Origin of the sequence: Kangsaoukella pontilimi, assembly GCF_009830125.1 — a bacterium.
In the GTDB taxonomy this organism is placed as follows: Bacteria; Pseudomonadota; Alphaproteobacteria; order Rhodobacterales; family Rhodobacteraceae; genus Kangsaoukella; species Kangsaoukella pontilimi.
The window spans coordinates 135,970-153,188 of sequence record NZ_WUPT01000001.1 but is presented as its reverse complement, the minus strand read 5'-3'; the positions used below and the strand labels follow the sequence as shown (position 1 = coordinate 153,188).

Annotated in this window: 17 protein-coding genes; 3 read left to right on the top strand and 14 right to left on the bottom strand. The window is 66.0% G+C overall.

All coding sequences use genetic code 11. The features are described from left to right. Positions 1 to 26 precede the first annotated feature (26 nt). The 7 genes from GQ651_RS00835 to GQ651_RS00805 form a co-directional block, all read right to left on the bottom strand. The gene (locus GQ651_RS00835) at positions 27 to 1,586 is read right to left on the bottom strand and encodes a trimethylamine methyltransferase family protein (protein ID WP_160762323.1); all 1,560 of its coding nucleotides are present in this window, start codon (positions 1,584 to 1,586) and stop codon (positions 27 to 29) included. A 196-nt stretch (positions 1,587 to 1,782) separates the two neighbouring features. Next, positions 1,783 to 3,195: a carnitine 3-dehydrogenase gene (locus GQ651_RS00830; protein WP_160762322.1), complete on the bottom strand. Its 1,413-nt coding sequence runs from the start codon at positions 3,193 to 3,195 to the stop codon at positions 1,783 to 1,785. Further along, entirely contained in the window at positions 3,195 to 4,106 is a 912-nt protein-coding gene (locus GQ651_RS00825; RefSeq protein WP_160762321.1) for a BKACE family enzyme, read from the bottom strand. Before GQ651_RS00825 ends, GQ651_RS00830 begins: the two co-directional genes overlap by 1 nt. An 83-nt stretch (positions 4,107 to 4,189) precedes the next feature. Then, entirely contained in the window at positions 4,190 to 4,879 is a 690-nt protein-coding gene (locus GQ651_RS00820) for an ABC transporter ATP-binding protein (RefSeq protein ID WP_160762320.1), read from the bottom strand. Beyond that, entirely contained in the window at positions 4,876 to 5,628 is a 753-nt protein-coding gene (locus tag GQ651_RS00815; protein ID WP_160762319.1) for an ABC transporter ATP-binding protein, read from the bottom strand. Before GQ651_RS00815 ends, GQ651_RS00820 begins: the two co-directional genes overlap by 4 nt. Continuing rightward, positions 5,621 to 6,604 (bottom strand): branched-chain amino acid ABC transporter permease, encoded by a 984-nt coding sequence (locus GQ651_RS00810; protein ID WP_160762318.1) that lies wholly within the window; start codon positions 6,602 to 6,604, stop codon positions 5,621 to 5,623. The genes GQ651_RS00815 and GQ651_RS00810 overlap by 8 nt, the downstream gene beginning before the upstream one ends. After that, complete coding sequence (locus GQ651_RS00805) at positions 6,601 to 7,521, bottom strand: branched-chain amino acid ABC transporter permease (RefSeq protein ID WP_160762317.1); 921 nt, start codon at positions 7,519 to 7,521, stop codon at positions 6,601 to 6,603. The genes GQ651_RS00810 and GQ651_RS00805 overlap by 4 nt, the downstream gene beginning before the upstream one ends. Positions 7,522 to 7,559: 38 nt before the next feature. On the opposite strand from GQ651_RS00805, the gene GQ651_RS00800 reads away from it, so the two are divergent. After that, positions 7,560 to 8,045 (top strand): GNAT family N-acetyltransferase, encoded by a 486-nt coding sequence (locus tag GQ651_RS00800; RefSeq protein ID WP_160762316.1) that lies wholly within the window; start codon positions 7,560 to 7,562, stop codon positions 8,043 to 8,045. Between the two features lie 4 nt (positions 8,046 to 8,049). Here GQ651_RS00800 and GQ651_RS00795 read toward each other — a convergent pair whose 3' ends face one another. Together GQ651_RS00795 and GQ651_RS00790 are read right to left on the bottom strand one after the other, a co-directional pair. Beyond that, positions 8,050 to 9,183 carry an ABC transporter substrate-binding protein gene (locus GQ651_RS00795; RefSeq protein WP_160762315.1) on the bottom strand — a complete coding sequence of 378 codons (1,134 nt, stop codon included), beginning with the start codon at positions 9,181 to 9,183 and terminating at the stop codon, positions 8,050 to 8,052. A gap of 72 nt (positions 9,184 to 9,255) precedes the next feature. After that, positions 9,256 to 9,954, bottom strand: coding sequence for an SIMPL domain-containing protein (locus GQ651_RS00790; RefSeq protein WP_160762314.1), 699 nt, complete (start codon positions 9,952 to 9,954; stop codon positions 9,256 to 9,258). 136 nt (positions 9,955 to 10,090) lie between these two features. Here GQ651_RS00790 and GQ651_RS00785 point away from each other — a divergent pair, with 136 nt between their 5' ends. Continuing rightward, positions 10,091 to 12,451 carry a hypothetical protein gene (locus GQ651_RS00785; RefSeq protein ID WP_160762313.1) on the top strand — a complete coding sequence of 787 codons (2,361 nt, stop codon included), beginning with the start codon at positions 10,091 to 10,093 and terminating at the stop codon, positions 12,449 to 12,451. A 139-nt stretch (positions 12,452 to 12,590) separates the two neighbouring features. Here the strand turns inward: GQ651_RS00785 and GQ651_RS00780 are convergent, their stop codons facing one another. From GQ651_RS00780 to GQ651_RS00770, 3 genes are all read right to left on the bottom strand, one after another. Continuing rightward, positions 12,591 to 13,301, bottom strand: coding sequence for an FG-GAP repeat domain-containing protein (locus GQ651_RS00780; RefSeq protein WP_160762312.1), 711 nt, complete (start codon positions 13,299 to 13,301; stop codon positions 12,591 to 12,593). Further along, a complete protein-coding gene (locus tag GQ651_RS00775) occupies positions 13,301 to 13,624 on the bottom strand; it encodes a 2Fe-2S iron-sulfur cluster-binding protein (protein WP_160762311.1) in 324 nt (107 codons plus the stop codon). The genes GQ651_RS00780 and GQ651_RS00775 overlap by 1 nt, the downstream gene beginning before the upstream one ends. A gap of 82 nt (positions 13,625 to 13,706) precedes the next feature. Continuing rightward, complete coding sequence (locus tag GQ651_RS00770; RefSeq protein WP_160762310.1) at positions 13,707 to 14,846, bottom strand: hypothetical protein; 1,140 nt, start codon at positions 14,844 to 14,846, stop codon at positions 13,707 to 13,709. Positions 14,847 to 15,179: 333 nt separating this feature from the next. Here GQ651_RS00770 and GQ651_RS00765 point away from each other — a divergent pair, with 333 nt between their 5' ends. Continuing rightward, positions 15,180 to 15,560: an OB-fold nucleic acid binding domain-containing protein gene (locus tag GQ651_RS00765; protein WP_227257918.1), complete on the top strand. Its 381-nt coding sequence runs from the start codon at positions 15,180 to 15,182 to the stop codon at positions 15,558 to 15,560. Positions 15,561 to 15,564: 4 nt separating this feature from the next. Here the strand turns inward: GQ651_RS00765 and GQ651_RS00760 are convergent, their stop codons facing one another. Together GQ651_RS00760 and GQ651_RS00755 are read right to left on the bottom strand one after the other, a co-directional pair. Continuing rightward, the gene (locus GQ651_RS00760; RefSeq protein WP_160762308.1) at positions 15,565 to 16,653 is read right to left on the bottom strand and encodes a sensor histidine kinase; all 1,089 of its coding nucleotides are present in this window, start codon (positions 16,651 to 16,653) and stop codon (positions 15,565 to 15,567) included. A 151-nt stretch (positions 16,654 to 16,804) separates the two neighbouring features. Beyond that, positions 16,805 to 17,065 carry a hypothetical protein gene (locus tag GQ651_RS00755; protein ID WP_160762307.1) on the bottom strand — a complete coding sequence of 87 codons (261 nt, stop codon included), beginning with the start codon at positions 17,063 to 17,065 and terminating at the stop codon, positions 16,805 to 16,807. Between the last annotated feature and the right edge of the window lie 154 nt (positions 17,066 to 17,219).

Sequence of the window (17,219 nt, the reverse complement as noted above, 5' to 3'; positions counted from 1 at the left end):
TCGATTAACAAGCTCCCAACAGGCGCTCAGAAATCCGTGGGCGCACCGCCCTCGGCTTTCCGCCGTGCGACGAATGCCTCGAGCTCCTCCCGGATCGCTGCCTCCATGGGCGGCGGTTCGAAATGGGCGATGATCTCCTTGAAAAGCCGATGCGCGCGTTCCGCTGTCCAGACCTCGCCATCGGCAGCCCAGGCTTCGAAATTGCGCCAATCGCTCACGAAGGGCTGGTAAAATGCCGTCTCATAGCGATCCTGAGTATGCTGTATACCGAAATAGTGTCCGTCGTGGCCGACCTCGCGGATCGCCTCGAATGCGATATCGTCCGGCGTGGTCGCGGTGATGTCCGGCTCCAGGTAGCGCTGCAGCATCTGGATCACTTCGCAATCCATCACGAATTTCTCCGGGCTCGCCACCAACCCGCCTTCCAGCCACCCGGCTGCGTGGTACACGATGTTCGTGCCAGACTGCATCGCGGACCAGAGACTGTTGGATGTCTCCCACATGGCCTGCCCGTCCGGCACATTCGCGGCACAGACACCGGACGCCCTGAGCGGCAGGCCGTAGAACCGGGCCATCTGCCCGGTCATCTGGGTCGCGCGGATATATTCCGGTGTGCCAAAGGCCGGCGCACCCGACTTCATGTCCACGTTCGACGTGAAGGTTCCGATGACCGACGGGGCACCGGGGCGGACAAACTGGAAAAGGGCGATCGCGGACAAGGCTTCGGCGATGGACAGCGTCACCGCGCCCGCCATCGTCACCGGCGCCATGGCACCCGCAAGTGTAAAGGGCGTGACGATAACCGCCTGACCGCGCCGGACGCACCGCAGGCAGCCGTCGATCATGGGATGGTCATGCTTGAGCGGCGAGGTCGAGTTGATGTTGGTGTACATCCGCGGCGTCGCCTGAAACTCCTCTTCGGTCAGGCCCCCGGCGATCCGGACCATCTCCATCACGTCCTCGACCCGCTCACGGCCGAGCGAATAGGCGTGCATCACCTTGTCGGTCAGCGTCAGCTTGTCGAAGAGCACGTCCAGATGCCGGACCGAGGGATGAATCTCGACGGGCTCGACCGGATAGCCTCCGGCGAAATGGATGCAGTTGAAATGCTGCGTCAGGCGCAACAGGTCGGCGCACTGGGCGCGCGTGCCCGAGACCTTCCGCCCGAGTTCGAGATCGAAATAGCTGGGCGGAGAAGACACATTGCCGAAAAGGATATGCCCCTCTCCGATGACCAGACGGCGGTCGGGGTTGCGGGGCGTCAGAGTAAAACTGGCCGGTGCGCGGGATACCATCTCCATAACCCAGTCGCGGTCCATCCGCACGACTTGCCCGTCAACCCGGCAGCCCGCCTGCCGGAAAAGCGCGAGCGCCTCCTCGTTCAGAAAGGCAATCCCGATCTCTTCGAGAATGCGCATCGCGCCGTTATGGATCGCTGCGACACCTTCCCCATCCAATGGCTCGACCGGCCGGTCGGTGTTCTTCGGCAGCCGCCAGGGCATCTGGCGAAAGACGGCGCCTCCGCGCCTTTCCCTGTTGCCCGCGCGTCCGCCGGAGCGGCGCTTCTGCGTTAATGCCTCGGTCATGCCGATCCCTCCCTTGGCAAGACCAAGTCTCGCCGCCGTCCCGGCGGTCGGCCCTCATGTTTGCGACGGCTCATGTCGCGGACAGGCCCTTCTTCTTGGTGAAATACTCCGGGGGACGGTCCGCAAGGACCGGGGGGCAGAGACCCCGTTGCCAAACATCGCGTGCGCGGCCCGGAACGGGGCGCGCTCCGCCGGATCAAACCTTGTCGCTTGCGTGGGCGGCGGCAAGCTCGGTAAGGCGCGCCGCGATGTCCTCCCGCGGCGGGCAGCTTCGGCGCGTCTCAAGGCTCACGTGGACAAGAAGCTGATCTGCTTCGGCCAGGCGCGCACCATCGGAAACTCGGCTCATCACATGGCTCAGCCCCAGCTTCTTGCCGTCCGCTAGGGTAATCCGAGTCTCGGCCCTGATCCTCTCGCCTGCAAGCGTTTCCGCCAGATAACGGATCGTGCTTTCCACGGTGAAATAGCTGAACCCCGCCGAAACATAGTCCGGCCCGGCCCCGAACGCGTCCAGAACCCGGTCTGAGGCATCCGAGAAGACCTGTCCGTAGCGGCTTTCATTCATGTGCCCGTTGTAGTCGGTCCAGTCGAGCGGGATCGTCCGCTCGACGGTTGTGAAGGCTCCTCCGCCCGGTGCAAGCGACAGCCGTTCCTCATGCGCGGCAATCGCCCGGCCGGCGGCTGCGCCCCGCGCGCGGAGTGCCCGCAGAATCGCGACAAGGTTGCCGTCCCGCTCGGCCTCCAGCTCGGCGATGCTGCGTGCATCCGACTGCGCGTCGGACTGCGCGGCGATCTTGGCGACGAGCGCATCCGTGAGTTCCGGCACGTCCACCAGCTTCGTCCAGGGCCAGGCGAGCGCCGGGCCGAACTGGGCGAGGAAATGCGCCATGCCGCCATCGCCCCCCGCGATCCGGTAGGTCTCGAACAGTCCCATCTGCGCCCATCTGAGGCCGAACCCCAGACGGATGGCATCGTCGATCTGCGCGGTCGTCGCGATGTCGTCGCGGACAAGCCAGAGCGCCTCGCGCCACACCGCTTCCAGCAGACGGTCCGCCACATGGGCGTCGATCTCGCGCGGGATGACCAGCGGAACCATTCCGATGCCCGAAAGGGCGCTCTCAACTGCCTCAAGCGCGCCGGGTACGGCCCCGTCCCGCCCCACGATCTCGACCAGAGGCAGCAGATAGACCGGGTTGAAGGGGTGTGCGACCAGAACGCGTCCTGCCCCCTCACCCAGACCCGCGCGCAGGTCCGAGGGGGTGAACCCCGAAGTCGACGAACCAGCCGGCGCGTCGGGGTTGGCGGCCAGGATATCGGAGAGGACACGGTGTTTCAGGTCCAGCACCTCGGACACGCTTTCCTGAATGTAATCCGCTTCCGCAACCGCCTGCTCCAGCGTTTCCGAAACCCTCAGCCTACCTTCCGGCGGCAATGGCCCCTCGTAGAGCATCGGCAGAGCGTAGCGCGCCTGCTCCAGCACGCGCGCCACCCGCGCGCGCGCCGCCTCCGACGGGTCGAACAGCGCCACGTCCCAGCCCATGAGCAGAAACCGCGCCGCCCAGCCGCCACCGATCACGCCGCCGCCCACGATCGCGGCCTTCCGCGCCATCAGACCGGCGCCCGCTTGGTCAGGCCAAGGCGCGTCCGCACCTCGGCGGGACCGATCACCGTCGCCCCCATGCCTTCGATGATGCCGCGCGCCCGAGCGACAAGCTCTTCATTCCGGGCAAGCCGCCCCTTGCCTAGCCAGAGGTTGTCTTCCAGCCCCACCCGCACATGACCGCCCGCCAGCACGGCGGCGGCCACATAGGCCATCTGGTTCCGTCCAAGGGAAAATGCCGAGAACGTCCAGTCCGGGGGTACCGCACTCACCATGGCAAGGAAGGTGTTCAAATCGTCCGGCGCGCCCCAGGGCACGCCCATGCAAAGCTGCACCAATGCGGGGGCGTCCAACACGCCTTCGTCCACCAGCGATTTCGCGAGCCAGAGATGCCCGGTGTCGAACGCCTCGATTTCCGGCTTCACGCCCAGCCCGGTCATCATCCGCCCCATGGCGCGCAGGATGCCGGGAGTGTTGGTCATGACGTAATCGGCCTCGGCAAAGTTCATCGTGCCGCAATCGAGCGTACAGATCTCGGGCCGGCATTCTGCCACATGGGCCACCCGCTCTTCCGCGCCCGCCATATCGGTTCCCTTGGCGTCGAGCGGCAAAGGCGCGTCGGGCGGGCCGAAGACCATGTCGCCACCCATCCCGGCGGTCAGGTTCAGCACCACGTCGGTTCCTGCGTCCCGGATGCGCTCGGTCACCTCGCGGAAAAGCGCCCGGTCCCGCGATGGCGCGCCAGTCTCGGGGTCGCGCACATGGCAATGGACAATGGCCGCGCCCGCCTTGGCGGCGGCGATGGCGCTGTCGGCGATCTCGGAGGGGCTTCTCGGCACATGCGGGCTTCGGTCCTGTGTCGCGCCCGAGCCGGTGACGGCGCAGGTGATGAAGACCTCCCGGTTCATCTGAAGTGGCATGGCTGTCCTCCCCTATCCGGCCCCATGCTAGAAGCGTCCGTCACGCCGGAATACCTCGAAAGCGGCAAAATCCGGCCTGTCCGCTACACGCCGAGGTAGCGTTCGGTGAGCGTCGGTGTGAGCTCCGCGAAATCCCCTGCCCAGCGGCTTCGTCCGCCTTCGATGATGACGGCCCGGTCGGCCACGGTCGCCAGTTCCTTCAACGACTTGTCCACGACCAGAATCGCCAGCCCCGTCTCGGCTTTGAGCCGCCGGATCGCCGCCCAGATTTCCTGACGCACAACGGGGGCAAGCCCCTCGGTCGCTTCGTCGAGAATAAGAAGACGCGGGTTCGTCATCAGCGCGCGGCCGATGGCCAGCATCTGTTGTTCTCCGCCCGACAAAGAAGCCGCGCGCTGCCCCAACCGCTCACCTAGCCTGGGGAAGAGGTCCGACACCGTCGCCAGCGTCCAATCGCCGGGCCGCGCGGCGGCGGTCAGATTCTCCTCGACCGTCAGCGGCGGGAACACGCGCCGCCCCTCGGGCACCAGCCCGATCCCGGCGCGTGCGGCGCGGTGCGACGGCCAGCCCGCCATGTCCTGACCGTCTAGCGACACCTTGCCCGTGCTCGCCGTCAGAAGCCGGCAGATCACCTTGATCGTCGTGGACTTTCCCATGCCGTTCCGGCCGAGAAGCGCCAGCACCTCGCCCGGCGCAACATCGAGCGTGACACCGAAGAGGGCCTGCGCCGGACCATAGGCAGCCTCGATCCGCTCGACGGACAAGAGCGTCATGCCGCGTCCTCACCCAGGTAGGCCTCGCGCACGGCAGGATCGCGGCGGATATCGTCCGCCGTGCCGGTGGCGATGACCTGTCCGTAGACCAGCACGCTGATCCGGTCGGCCAGCGCGAAAACCGCGTCCATGTCGTGCTCGACCAGAAGGATCGGCGCCTCGCCCCTGAGGGTGTCGAGAAAGGCCGTCAGGCTGGCGGTGCCCTCTGCGCCGAGACCCGCCATCGGCTCGTCCATCAGAAACGCCTTCGGCTCCAGCGTCAGCGCGACCGCCACCTCAAGCTGACGGCGCTGGCCATGGCTGAGATCGGCCACCCTGCGGCGCGCCTGATCCGCCAGCCCGACCCGTTCGAGCGCAGCCGCGGCGCGCTCGGTCAGGTCCCTGTCACGCATCACGTTTCCGAACAGGCGCATGACGCGCCCCGACCGCCCGAGCGCACCGAGAACAGCATTCTGAAGGACGCTGTGCTCCATCGCCAGGGACGAGATCTGAAAGGTGCGCCCCAACCCCGACCGCGCCCGGCCCACGGCATCGAGCGCGGTCACGTCGCGCCCGGCCAGTGCGACCCGCCCCGCGTCGGGCGCGATGGTCCCGGCGGTCAGGCCGATCAGCGTGGACTTCCCCGCGCCATTCGGGCCGATCAGTGCGTGGATTTCGCCCGGTCGCAGGTCGAGCGTGACGCCGCGCGCCGCCTCGACCGCGCCGAACCGCTTCGATACGCCTTCGATGGTCAGAACAGGCTCAGTCATGGGTCGCCTCCCGTCCGGCGAGCGCGCCGATGACGCCACCCCGCGCGAACAGCACCACCAGAAGCAGGATCGCGCCCAGAAAGACCAGCCAATAATCCGAGAGCCCGCCCAGCCAGTGCTCGAGGATCACGAAAAGGCAGGCGCCCACCACCGGCCCGAAGAGCCGCGCCGTCCCGCCGAGGATGATGAAGACGATGAACTCGCCCGACATCTGCCACGAGAACATCGTGGGTGACACGAAACGGTTGAGATCCGCGAACAGCGCCCCTGCCAGGCCCGTGATCGCGCCCGAGATGACAAAGGCGGTCAGCCGCAGACGGTATGGGTCCATCCCCACGGTGCGGACCCGCGCCTCGTTCTGACGCGCGGCGGACAAGGCCAGGCCGAAGGGCGATTTCGCGATGCGCCAGGACAGGAAAAGGCCCACCGCAAGAGCGACATAGGAAATGGCGAAGAAGGGGAACGGCCTGAGCGTGTTCAGACCCGGAAAGTCGTTGCGGACATAGATCGACAGCCCGTCCTCGCCGCCATAGGTGGGCCAGGAAATCGCGAAGTAATAAAGCATCTGCCCGAAGGCGAGCGTGATCATGATGAAATAGACGCCCGTGGTCCTGAGGCTGAGTGCTCCGATCAGAAGCGCCGCCAGCGACGCCGCGACGATCGCGGTCAGCCAGATCACCGGCATGGACTTGGTGCCCTCGATCAGAAACGGCGCCTCCATCAGCGGTGTGTAGGTCTGGGCGTGGTGGGCGAGGATGCCCATGGCGTAGCCGCCGATCCCGAAGAAGGCCGCGTGCCCGAGGCTGACCAGCCCGCCGAGACCAAGCGCGATGTTCAGCCCGACAGCGGCGAGTGCGAGGATCGCCGCACGGGTGGCGAGCGTGATGGTGAACGGTTCGCCCGCCCAGAGCGCCCAGAGCGGGACCGCCAGAAGCGCGGCCATGATGACGGCGTTCAGGATGGGCTCGCGGATCACGTGGCGGCTCCGAACAGGCCCGTAGGCCGAAAGACCAGCACCGCCGCCATCAGGATGTAGATCGCCATGGACGCCAGCGCGGTGCCGATCAGGTTCGCCTGGCTAGGGTCCATGAAGGTGCCGAAGGCGATGGGCAGCAGGAAACGGCCAAGCGTATCGGTAAGCCCCACGAGGATCGAGGCGACGAAGGCCCCCCGGATCGAGCCGATGCCGCCGATCACGATTACGACGAAGGCGAGGATCAGCACCGGCTCGCCCATACCAACCTGCACCGACTGGATCGCGCCGACCAGCGCGCCCGCCAGTCCCGCCAGCGCCGCGCCAAGCGCGAAGACGAGCGTGTAGAGCTTCGAGATATCCACGCCGAGGGCCGCGATCATCTCGCGGTCGGCCTCGCCCGCGCGGATGCGGATGCCGATGCGGGTCTTGGCGATCAGGAGGAACAGTCCGGCGGCCACCGCCAACCCGGCCAGGATGATCGTCAGCCGGTAGCGCGGGTATTCAATGCCAAGGGGCAGCGAGGCGGGTCCGCGCAGGGCGTCGGGGATGTCGAGGAACAGGGGAAAGGACCCGAAGAGCCAGCGGGTGCCCTCGGAGAAGATCAGGATCAGCGCAAAGGTCGCCAGAACCTGGTCGAGATGGTCGCGGTCGTAGAGCCTTCGGATGACGGTGACTTCGACCAGCGCGCCCGCCGCGGCCGCTGCCGCCAGCGCCGCGCCCAGCCCGAGGACGAAAGAGCCCGTCGCGCCCGCCACCGCCGCCGCCGCGAAGGCGCCGATCATGTACAGCGAGCCGTGGGCAAGGTTGATCAGCCCCATCACGCCAAAGATCAGCGTCAGCCCGGCGGACATGAGGAACAGCATCACGCCCAGTTGCAGCCCGTTCAGGACCTGTTCGATGAGAAGCACGGCGTTCATGGTTGCGCCGCACCCGAACTGGTGGTCATGTCCGCGCCATGGTTACCACACGCAACGCCACCCGCGCCGATCTGCCCGCAATGGCGGACATCCTGAACCCGATCATCGAAGCGGGCGGGACGACTGCCTTTGAGTCTGTTTTCACGCCCGAAGCGCTTGGCAAGACTGTGTTCGACAGAGACGATTTCATCTCGGCGGTCGTGGCGATCGATCCCGAGGGCGGGGTGGCGGGCTTTCAGTACCTCGTCCGGCTCGACCCGCCCGAGACCGATGTTGCGGGCATCGCCAGCTTCGCGCGCCTTGACCCGAAATGTCCGGGCGCGGGTCGCGCGATGATGGCGGCCACGCTGGAGCGGGCACGTGAGGCCGGCCTCAGCGGCATCGACGCCAAGATCCGCGCCGACAACGTGCTGGGGCTGGGCTTTTATTCCGCGATGGGCTTTCAAGACCGGTCCGTAATCAAGGGCGTGCCGCTGAAGGACGGCACGCCCGTGGATCGTGTGGTCAAACGTCTGACGCTCTAACCGATTACATCTTGCAATCGGCGGCGTAGGCGTCGGCGTGATCCGTCAGCGCGGTGCCGATGATCTTGTTCGTGAAGACATCGCCTTCCCGGATCACCTCGCGGACATAGATGTCCTGCACCGGGTGGTGGTTCGGACCGAAGGCAAAATCGCCACGGGTCGAGGCGAAGTCGGCTTCCAGAAGCGCGGCGCGGAACGCGTCCATGTCCGAAACATCCGCCTTGTCCATCGCCGAGATCAGCAGGTTCGCCGTGTCGAAGCCCTGGCTTGCATAGAGCGAAGGCAGACGTCCGTATTCCTCCTGGAATGATGCGACGAAAGCCGTGTTGGCCGCGTTGTCGAGATCCTTGGACCACTGCGAGGTGTTCTTGACGCCGAGCGCGGCCGCACCGACGGCCTGAAGGATACCCTGATCGAAGCTGAAGGCAGGTCCGACCACCGGAAGATCGACGCCCGAGTCGGCGTATTGCTTGAGGAACGAAATCCCCATGCCGCCCGGCAGGAAGAAGAACACGCTGTCTGCGCCGGACGCGCGGATCTGGGCGATCTCGCTTGCGTAGTCGGTCTGACCGAGCTGTGTGTAGATCTCGCCCGCAAGCGCGCCCTCGTAAAAGCGCTTGTAGCCGGTCAGTGCGTCCTGACCCGCCGGATAGTTCGGAGCGAGGATGAAGCTGTTCGCCAGTCCCGCATCGTTGGCATAAGCCCCCGCCGCCTCGTGCAGGTTGTCGTTCTGCCAGGCCACGTTGAAATAGTTCTGATGGCAGCCCTGCCCGGCCAGCGCAGAAGGCCCCGCGTTGGGCGAGAGGTAGAAGACATCCTGGTTCACCGCCGACGGGACGACGGCCATAGCCAGGTTCGACCAGATGATGCCGGTCAGGACGTCCACGTCCTCGGCCTGGATCATCTTGTCGGCCAGCTGCACCGCCACGTCGGGCTTGCGCTGATCGTCCTCGATGAGCACTTCGATGTCGTCGCGGCCCGACTGCTTGACGGCCAGCATGAAGCCGTCGCGTACATCGATGCCAAGACCCGCGCCACCGCCGGACAGCGTGGTGATCATGCCGACCTTCACGTCAGCGGCGGCAGCGGTCGCCAATGCGGCGATCCCGGCGCCGAGCGCCAGTGCTTTGAGTGTCATTGTTCTCTCCCCGGTTTGTCTTTGTTTGCTTATGGATAACGCCTCTGACGGCGTGCGCCAGCCCTTTCCGCCCTACTCGGCGATGGCGAAGACCACATTGACCTGCACGGAGACGTCGATTTCGCCTTCGGCCACCGGAACCATGGCGGCTTCCATCATCGCGCCCCGCATCATCGGCTGCGGCGCCGAGAAGCCGCCCGCCTCGGTGATGGTCTGAACCGGCCCGAGCGTCACGCCCGCCGCCTCGGCCAGCGTTTCGGCCCGCGCGCGGGCGTCGCGGACCGCCATGGCGCGCGCTTCGGCTTCAAGGGGTGCCATGTCGGACAGGCCGAAAGTGATGCCCGAGAAACTGTTCGCGCCGTCGGTCACCACCCGGTCGAGCACCGCGCCGAGACCGTCGAGATCCCGCACGCGCACGCTCAGGTCGTTGGACGCGATGTATCCGGTGATCCGGGGCGGAGAGCCGTCATTCGAGTGCTGATAGCGCGGGTCCAGACCGATCCGCGTGGTCTGTATGTCGGAGGACGCAATTCCCGCATCTGCAAGGGTGGCAAGAACGGCCGCCGCCGCTTCGGACGCCGCCGTCATAGCCTGACCGGCCGCACGCGCCTCGCGCCGGACGCCGAAAGATACGGTGGCCATGTCGGGCGCGACGGCGACCCTCCCCTCGCCGGTCACCGCGATCTGGCGGTCGGCCGCATGGACGGGCGCGGACAGGGCGGCGCCCAAACAAAGGATGGCAAGGGCAATCGGCACGGAACGGGAAAACATCATGAAACTCCTTTAATGACCCAACGAGTCTGGCGGCTTGTTCGCCGGGGAGCAAGACCGGAGAGAAGCCGCCAAAGGCACGAATTTGCCGCTTTGTGCGCGTGACGCCCCACGGCGCGCATGTTATGGGTTTGCCATGACGCAGCGATGGGGTTTCGATCTGTCGATGAGCGCGGTCCGGCTGATGCGTCGGGACGCCGGTTACTGGCGTGAAATCGCCGTCGAACCGATCGAAGGCGCGGATATCGAGGAGCGTCTGCAAACCCTTGCCGATCAGGTCGATGGCGGCCACGGCGTCGATATCTTCCTGCCGCGCGACCAGATTCTCTATACCGACGTCAAGGTAACCGACGCCGACACCGCCAGCCGCGAGATCGAAGCGGCCATGGAAGGCCGCACGCCCTATGCGCTGAGCGAACTGGAAATCGACTGGGTCATCGGGCCGGACAACATGGCGCGCGTCGCCGCAGTGGCCCGCGAAACGCTGGAAGAAGCCGAGCTTTTCGCCGCCGGGCGGGGACTGAGCGTCAACAGGTTTTCGTCGCTTTCCGATGACGAGGATTTTCCCCGCCAGCCTGATTTCGGGATGGGAAAGGACGCGTTACCACCCGCCGAAGAACCGGTGGCAGAACCCGCTTTCGCAAGCCGGAGGGAACCGGCGCCGGCTGCCGCTGCGACAGTCACAGTGGCAGAAGCAGAGACGCCGGCCGGTCCGGTCGGAGACGACGCCGAGGCTGGCGACACATCCGGCGAAGCCGCTGTTCCGGTTTCGGTAGACAGCGATGCACCGGTTGTCCGTGTCGACGATGCCGAACCGGTGATGCAGGTGGTGGCCGAGCGCCCGGCACCTCTCGACCCCGGTCCAGCCCTGCCCCGGCCCTCGGGTGCGCCGCGCGTCAGGACGGACCTGGCCCTGAGCGAAGGCGGCGGCGATGTCGCGGCCAGCCTTGCGCCGGCGGGTGGTGAGAAATACGGGCGGACACCCGTGTCATCTGCCCAACGGGTCAAAGTGCTTGCCTACGGGGTCGCCGCAGTCCTCACCCTCGGGATCGGGGCCATCGTCTGGTCGATCCTCCCCGGTGCCGAGCGCGACACAGGCCAGATGTCCCCCGAACTGAGCGAGCCGTCCCCGGCGCCTGCGTTGCCACCCTTGCCCGAGACAGACACCGCAGCGCTGCACGACGATGTCGCGCCCGTGGTGCCAGACCTGACCGCGGAACTTTCGGCACCGGTTGCGACGGACGAAGTGCCGGCGACGCCCGGTGACATGGTCTCTCCTGAGCGGGCCGGCGCGCTTGCCGACCTCGTGACACCACCATCGGATGTGCCAGGCGCGCCTCGGCCGCTTGAAATCCTGCCGACACCCCCGGTTGTGGTCGCTGCTGGCCCGGCTGACCTCGTCGCGCCCGAAACCACCGAGGTGGCGCGCGTCGCCACGCCTCATTCCTCGCCCCGGACCTTCCCGGGCAGCGTGGCACTGCCGACGCCAACGGAACTTGCGCCGGACAGCGTGATCGCTGCGGGCATCCCGCCTGAGCCGCGCAGTTCTCCGGTTCTGGCTGAGGCGACGGACACGTCTGATGCCCAACCCGCGGCGGAGACCGTCGTCGAGGCCGAACCAGCCGCGGAAGCGGATGAAGCAGACACGGCTGTCGCGCTCGCCGAACGCGCTGAACCTGACGCAGCGGAGGTTCCGGAAGAGATCGGCACGGCAGAGACCGCCTTACTGGCCGAAGATGCCGAAGACCAGGTAACGCCCGAGGCGTCCGCGACCGATACGGACGTCGCCGGGGCCGAGGTGTCGCCAACCGAGCCGGCTGAAGCGTCCGAACGCGAACTGCCGCGCCCGACCGAACTTGCGCAGTCCCTGCCAGAGCGGCGCCCGGGCGCACGGCCCACCGACCTGAGACAGGAGATCGAACGGCAGCGTTTCGGCGGCCGGACCGTTGCGGAGCTCTCCCGGATCCGGCCCGGTCGACGGCCGGAATCGGCGCAATCGGTCGCTGTGAGCGAGCGCGGCAACGCCACGCCCTCGGCCTTGGCGGTCGAGACGGCTTTCGCGCCGCGCGGACGTCCGGGCGACATGGAGACGATCGTGGCCGCGGCGCGACAGCAGGCGCGCGCGGCAGAGGTTGCCGCACTTGATGCGCCCGACACGTCGGCTGCGGTCCGCGCGGCGCTGGCCGATACCGATCTCGAACCTGAAGACGACCCGACCTCGGCGCGGAACTCGCCCCGGCTCGCCATCCCGTCCGACGCCAACGTGGCACGCCGGGCGACAGTGGAAGAAGCGATGCGCCTAAACCGGATCAACCTTGTGGGGGTTTACGGCCTGCCATCGGATCGTCGTGCGCTGATCCGCCTGCCGTCAGGGCGATATGTCAAGGTGAAGGTTGGCGACCGCATCGATGGCGGGACGGTTGCGGCCATCGGCGACAGCGCGCTTCAATACCGCAAGGGCGGCAGGACAATTCAGCTTTCGATGCCCCAGGGCTAGCCGGTCGCCGGCCCTGTTTCGCCGCCCTTCAGGCGTCGACCGGGGCGAGGGGCGCTGCCCCTCGCGCTCCCCGGAGTATTTTCACCAAGAAGACATGCAGTGTGGACGCCCCTTGCGCCGACTGTCGCGCGGGGCTGCTTCAGTTGCAGCCGAGCGCCCGGTCGAAGCTCTCGCGTCCCCGATGGCGGCCGGCGTCGCGCGTCGTGAAGCCGGTTCCGTCGAAGCGGACAGCCATGACCCGCGACCAGTCGGCGCTGGCCACGATCAGTTCGGGCAGGCCGCCGCAGTTCCGGATACCGCCTGCGATATCGGTCTCACCGATCCGGTGGTTCGTCACCCCAGGCAGGTCCGCGAGGGGAACGAGGGCGTCCGGCGCAAAGCGGAAGATGCGGAGTGTTTTGGCGAGATGCGGGCGGTCCACATAGGCAAGCTCGACCTGCCCGTCGCCGTCGAGATCGGCGGCGCCGATACCGACGGGCGCCAGCCAGCGGTTGCTGGTGCCGATGAACTTCGTGGCAGAGACCAGCCCTTCGGTGTCGTAGACGGCAAGTCGCGCGCCCAGGGTTGTATCGCTTTCCACGACAACCACCTCGGCTTCTCCGTCGCCATCCACATCGACAAGCCGTGGGGCCGTATCCTCGAACACGCGGTACTCGGGCAAGTGAATGCGGTAGAGCTTTCCATCGGCGCCGCGCAGCTCCAGCGCGCCCCACTCGATCGCGTCGCCCAGTACCCCGTGGGCATAGCGCGTCGTCGGCTCGGAGTAGACAGCTTCGCGGATGTCGAGCGCGGCAGAAGGAGTGGCGAACCAAGCCGCCACCAGACCGGCAACCGCCGCCGCGTATCGCATCAGATCTGCTTTTCGGGCATCTGGACGATGAGCCCGTCAAGCGCGTCACTGACCTTCAACTGGCAGGTCAGGCGCGAGCGCTCGGCATCGGGTTCGTAAGCGAAGTCGAGCATGTCCTCTTCCATCGCGTCCTTCTCGGGCAGTTTGCCGACCCAGTCGGGGTGGACATAGACGTGACATGTCGAACAGGCGCAGGCGCCGCCGCAATCGGCCTCGATTCCGGGGATGCCGTTATCCCGCGCACCTTCCATCACGGTCAGCCCGTTGGGAACGTCCACCACATGCTCGGTTCCGCCATGCTCGATATAGGTGATCTTGGCCATTGCCTGCCTTTCCTCGCGAATCTTCAGACCTCGACATAGCGAGTGAGGGAGGCTTCTTCCAGTCCCGGGGGCCTGATGCGCCCTAGCTGGGTGCGCTCAGCGCAGCGGGGCGCGGCTGGGGCGAGAGAGCGGCCTCGCCGCCCGCGACGGCGCTGTCCACTACACCCTCGGCGCCAAGCCTCAGTTCGAAGGGCGCCGGCGCAATGGCGGCAGGCGCAGGCAGCAGTACAGGGATCGGCGAAAGGGCCTCGCCCAGCAGGATTTGCGGAGCGCCGGGCGCCGGATCGGGAAACGACTCGAAGCCCTGGATGGGCGCGACCTTGGCAGGCACGACGGGGCGCAGGACGGCCAACGGACCATCGGGCGGCGTCGGCGCATCCGGCAGCCACTCACCCGCACGGGTCTCGCGCGGCATTTCGAACATGGGAGCGGTCAGCCCGAGCGCAGGCTCGATGGAAAAGCCGGAGAGAGTATAGACCAGAGGTCCACGCTCGACCGGTCGTGTCATCTGCCAGAGGGGTCCGACCGCGATGGCGGCCGCGAAAAAGAGCGCGGCATAAACTGCAGTGCCGGGTTTCCGCCGTTTCGGCGTGGCAGCCGAAGCGCCGGCTGCCGGCACGGGGATGACGGGCCGGGCCGGCGCATCCGCCTGATCGAGAATAGCTTGGCGCCACGCCGGGGGGGACGTTGGCGACGGCTCGGGCGGTTCTGGCTGAAGAAGAAGCGACACCGGCAGGGGCGCCGCGACCTGAGCGTCCTTCGCAGAATGGACCGGACCGACCGGCGGCTCGGCAAAGGACGGATCGTCAAATATGGCGTTGACCGTCCCGGCGGGCGCGCGTGTCGCTGGCGGCAGGTCGTCTTCTGCAGCAGGGAGAGGGCAGGTCTCGACGTCGCTCGCGGGCACCTCGCCCAAAGTCGCGCGCGGAAGGCTTGGCGGCTCGGCATCGGCGTGCGCCTGAATGGCGTTAACCCGATCATGAAAGTCGGGCGCGGCGAGGGCCATGTCATCCGGGCGGTCATCCTCGTCGACGATGACGACACCCTCTTCTTCCCAGGGCTTCAGACGCCTTGTTTTCGATGCTCCGCCATTCCGTGCCTTCTCGGCCAGCGCGACGGCACGCCGGGCACGCGCCTCTTCCAACCGCGCCTGCCAGGAGGCATCGGTGCGCGGATCGGGAAGGTCCCCGTCCAGTTCGCCTGATTTCAGAATGCGGTTCACCCGGACCCCTTGATACATCAAACAGCAAGACCCCACCCCAATGGGTGGCCTGCCCGTTCAACCTCATTCGGATCGCCAGGTCTGGTCGCCGGCTTGGTGTCGCGCGCAGGAAATACGGCGCATCTGACCGAATGATGGTCGCACTGTTTTAAGGGTTTCGCAATGTGTCCACAGGGTTCTCCACCGAATTGACCGCGTTTATGGCTTAATCGCTCTGCGCAGCGCAGGATTTGGCGCGATTGCGCAACAATTCGAATGTGATCCAGCCGACCACCTGGGCGGGTATCCGCAGCGAACGCTTGCGTGCCCTGGCAAATGTTCTATTTTTGTTCCATGACGTACCCTGCTCCCTCCGACTGGCCCAGACCTCCGGCCTGCATTCCGCATGACGAGCTCGACCTGCCCCCAAACGGGGCGCGGGTCGCCGTGGCCGGGCTGGTGCTTGTGCGGCAGCGTCCGGGAACGGCCAAGGGGGTGATCTTCATCACTCTCGAGGACGAGACCGGCATTTCCAACGTCATTGTCTGGCGCAAGATGTACGAGCGGTTCCGCCGGGCGGTGATCGCGGGCCGCGCGCTGAAGGTCACGGGACGGGTTCAGCGCGAAAGCGGCGTCACCCATATCATCGCCGAACGGATCGAGGATATCTCGGCCATGCTGGACGATCTGATCCGGCCCCAGAAGCTGCGCTATTCGGACGGGCCGGACGGCTGAAAACTCAGTCCTGCCCCTGGACCGCAACGGTTGCGCGTTCGGCCTCATCCATCAACCGGCGCTCGTTGGCGGCAACCCCGGTTTCGCCCGACATGTCCGACGCGCGCCAGACACAGGAAAAGCTCAGACCGTCCGGTCGCCAGTCGAAGGATGGCGAGCCGTCGAATGTATGCTGCGTCATCCGTCCCAGAACCGACATGCCGAACCCCGACGCCCCGTCCGGTGGGCTGATGCCGGATGACACGGTTTCGTCCCACCTGAGGACAAATCGGTCTTCGTCGCGGTTCACCTCGATCGAAAAGGCCACCTGCCCGTCTTCCTCCGACAGCGCCCCGTATTTGACCGCATTCGTCAAAAGCTCGTTACCCGCCAGAACAAGGGTCTGCGCGGCTGTACCATTCACGCGAAAATCAGGCATCGACAGCGACAGACGCGGATCCCCACTCATCGAGCCAAGTGCAGCCTCCATCAGTTCCTGAAGTGACGCGCTTCTGGCCTCGCCCTCGAAGATCACGTCATTCAGGCGCCCGAGCGCGTTGAGGCGTCCGAGGAAACTTTCGCCAAGGGATTCCAAACTATCGGAATTGCGCTGCGTCATCCGGAACATGCCAGAGACCAGAGACAACAGGTTCTTCACCCGATGCGCCATCTCTCCGGCAAGAAGCCGGTTGGCCGTGACCGCGTTCTGAAGGGCCGTTATGTCGTAATTGACCCCTATCATCACTTCGCGCCCGCCCTGCACCACACGCTTCTGACCGCGCCCGGCCAGCCATATGGTCTCGCCGTCGGGCCGGATGAACCGGAAACTGATGTCATAGGCCGAACCGCTTTTCGCGGACTCCTCCAGTGCGGCCATGACCGCGCCCTGATCGCTTTCGTGGATGCATCTAACAAAGGTCTCGGCGGGCATGGGCTGTCGTTCGTCAATGCCGGTCAGACGCTTGAGCACGTCGTCGATGAAGCAGTCCTGACTTTGCACGTCATAAACCCAGCGTCCGACATCCGCATAGTCGGTCGCCAGTCCCAACCAGGCGCTGACTTCCAGCCCGATCCGCGCTAGATACTCGCGTTGTTCGATCTCTCGATCCCTCACCACGCGCCTCCGCGACCCGAAGGCGCTTCACCCAAGGGCAATTTTACTCAAGCGACAGAGGTAATCAACGTTGTCGTGACGGAAGCCGGTCAGGCTCGTGATACAAGATCACGCTCGGCAGGTTCGTCAGGAAGGAGCTTCCAGCACGTTTCTAGTCATCGCTGACCTCCCCGGCATCCGGTTCGTGATCGTAAAGCTGCAGCGTCACCATCCCGTCGAGCCTCTCGGCCCAGAGAAAGGCTTCACGCACTGAGACACATTCCCGTTCGGCATAGTCTATGACGATACCGCCCATATCTGGCACCGGATCGGCGTCATCAGCGGTCGCGTCTTCCGCCGCGTTCTGCACCACGGCCAGCACCTTGCTCCACCGATAGGGCCGCTCGCGAAAATCCATCACGTTTATCAGCATATCCTGCCTCCTCCCCACACCCGTCCAAGGACAGGCCGGCCCGGCTTGAAATCCCCCGGGCCAGGTCAGCCGCCTTCGAATTGGAGCGGCCTGTCAGAGGTTTAGCATGGTTAAAATATCCTTGTCGCCTGTCTCGAAGGCATAGTCCCTCGGC

Excerpts from the sequence above, each read along its gene's own strand:
- GQ651_RS00820 (WP_160762320.1), bottom strand. The coding sequence starts at position 4,879 with ATGACGCTCTTGTCCGTCGAGCGGATCGAGGCTGCCTATGGTCCGGCG.
- GQ651_RS00755 (WP_160762307.1), bottom strand. The coding sequence starts at position 17,065 with ATGCTGATAAACGTGATGGATTTTCGCGAGCGGCCCTATCGGTGGAGC.
- GQ651_RS00800 (WP_160762316.1), top strand. The coding sequence starts at position 7,560 with ATGGTTACCACACGCAACGCCACCCGCGCCGATCTGCCCGCAATGGCG.
- GQ651_RS00825 (WP_160762321.1), bottom strand. The coding sequence starts at position 4,106 with ATGCCACTTCAGATGAACCGGGAGGTCTTCATCACCTGCGCCGTCACC.
- GQ651_RS00790 (WP_160762314.1), bottom strand. The coding sequence starts at position 9,954 with ATGTTTTCCCGTTCCGTGCCGATTGCCCTTGCCATCCTTTGTTTGGGC.
- GQ651_RS00775 (WP_160762311.1), bottom strand. The coding sequence starts at position 13,624 with ATGGCCAAGATCACCTATATCGAGCATGGCGGAACCGAGCATGTGGTG.
- GQ651_RS00780 (WP_160762312.1), bottom strand. The coding sequence starts at position 13,301 with ATGCGATACGCGGCGGCGGTTGCCGGTCTGGTGGCGGCTTGGTTCGCC.
- GQ651_RS00785 (WP_160762313.1), top strand. The coding sequence starts at position 10,091 with ATGACGCAGCGATGGGGTTTCGATCTGTCGATGAGCGCGGTCCGGCTG.
- GQ651_RS00830 (WP_160762322.1), bottom strand. The coding sequence starts at position 3,195 with ATGGCGCGGAAGGCCGCGATCGTGGGCGGCGGCGTGATCGGTGGCGGC.
- GQ651_RS00765 (WP_227257918.1), top strand. The coding sequence starts at position 15,180 with ATGACGTACCCTGCTCCCTCCGACTGGCCCAGACCTCCGGCCTGCATT.
- GQ651_RS00805 (WP_160762317.1), bottom strand. The coding sequence starts at position 7,521 with ATGAACGCCGTGCTTCTCATCGAACAGGTCCTGAACGGGCTGCAACTG.
- GQ651_RS00835 (WP_160762323.1), bottom strand. The coding sequence starts at position 1,586 with ATGACCGAGGCATTAACGCAGAAGCGCCGCTCCGGCGGACGCGCGGGC.
- GQ651_RS00815 (WP_160762319.1), bottom strand. The coding sequence starts at position 5,628 with ATGACTGAGCCTGTTCTGACCATCGAAGGCGTATCGAAGCGGTTCGGC.
- GQ651_RS00795 (WP_160762315.1), bottom strand. The coding sequence starts at position 9,183 with ATGACACTCAAAGCACTGGCGCTCGGCGCCGGGATCGCCGCATTGGCG.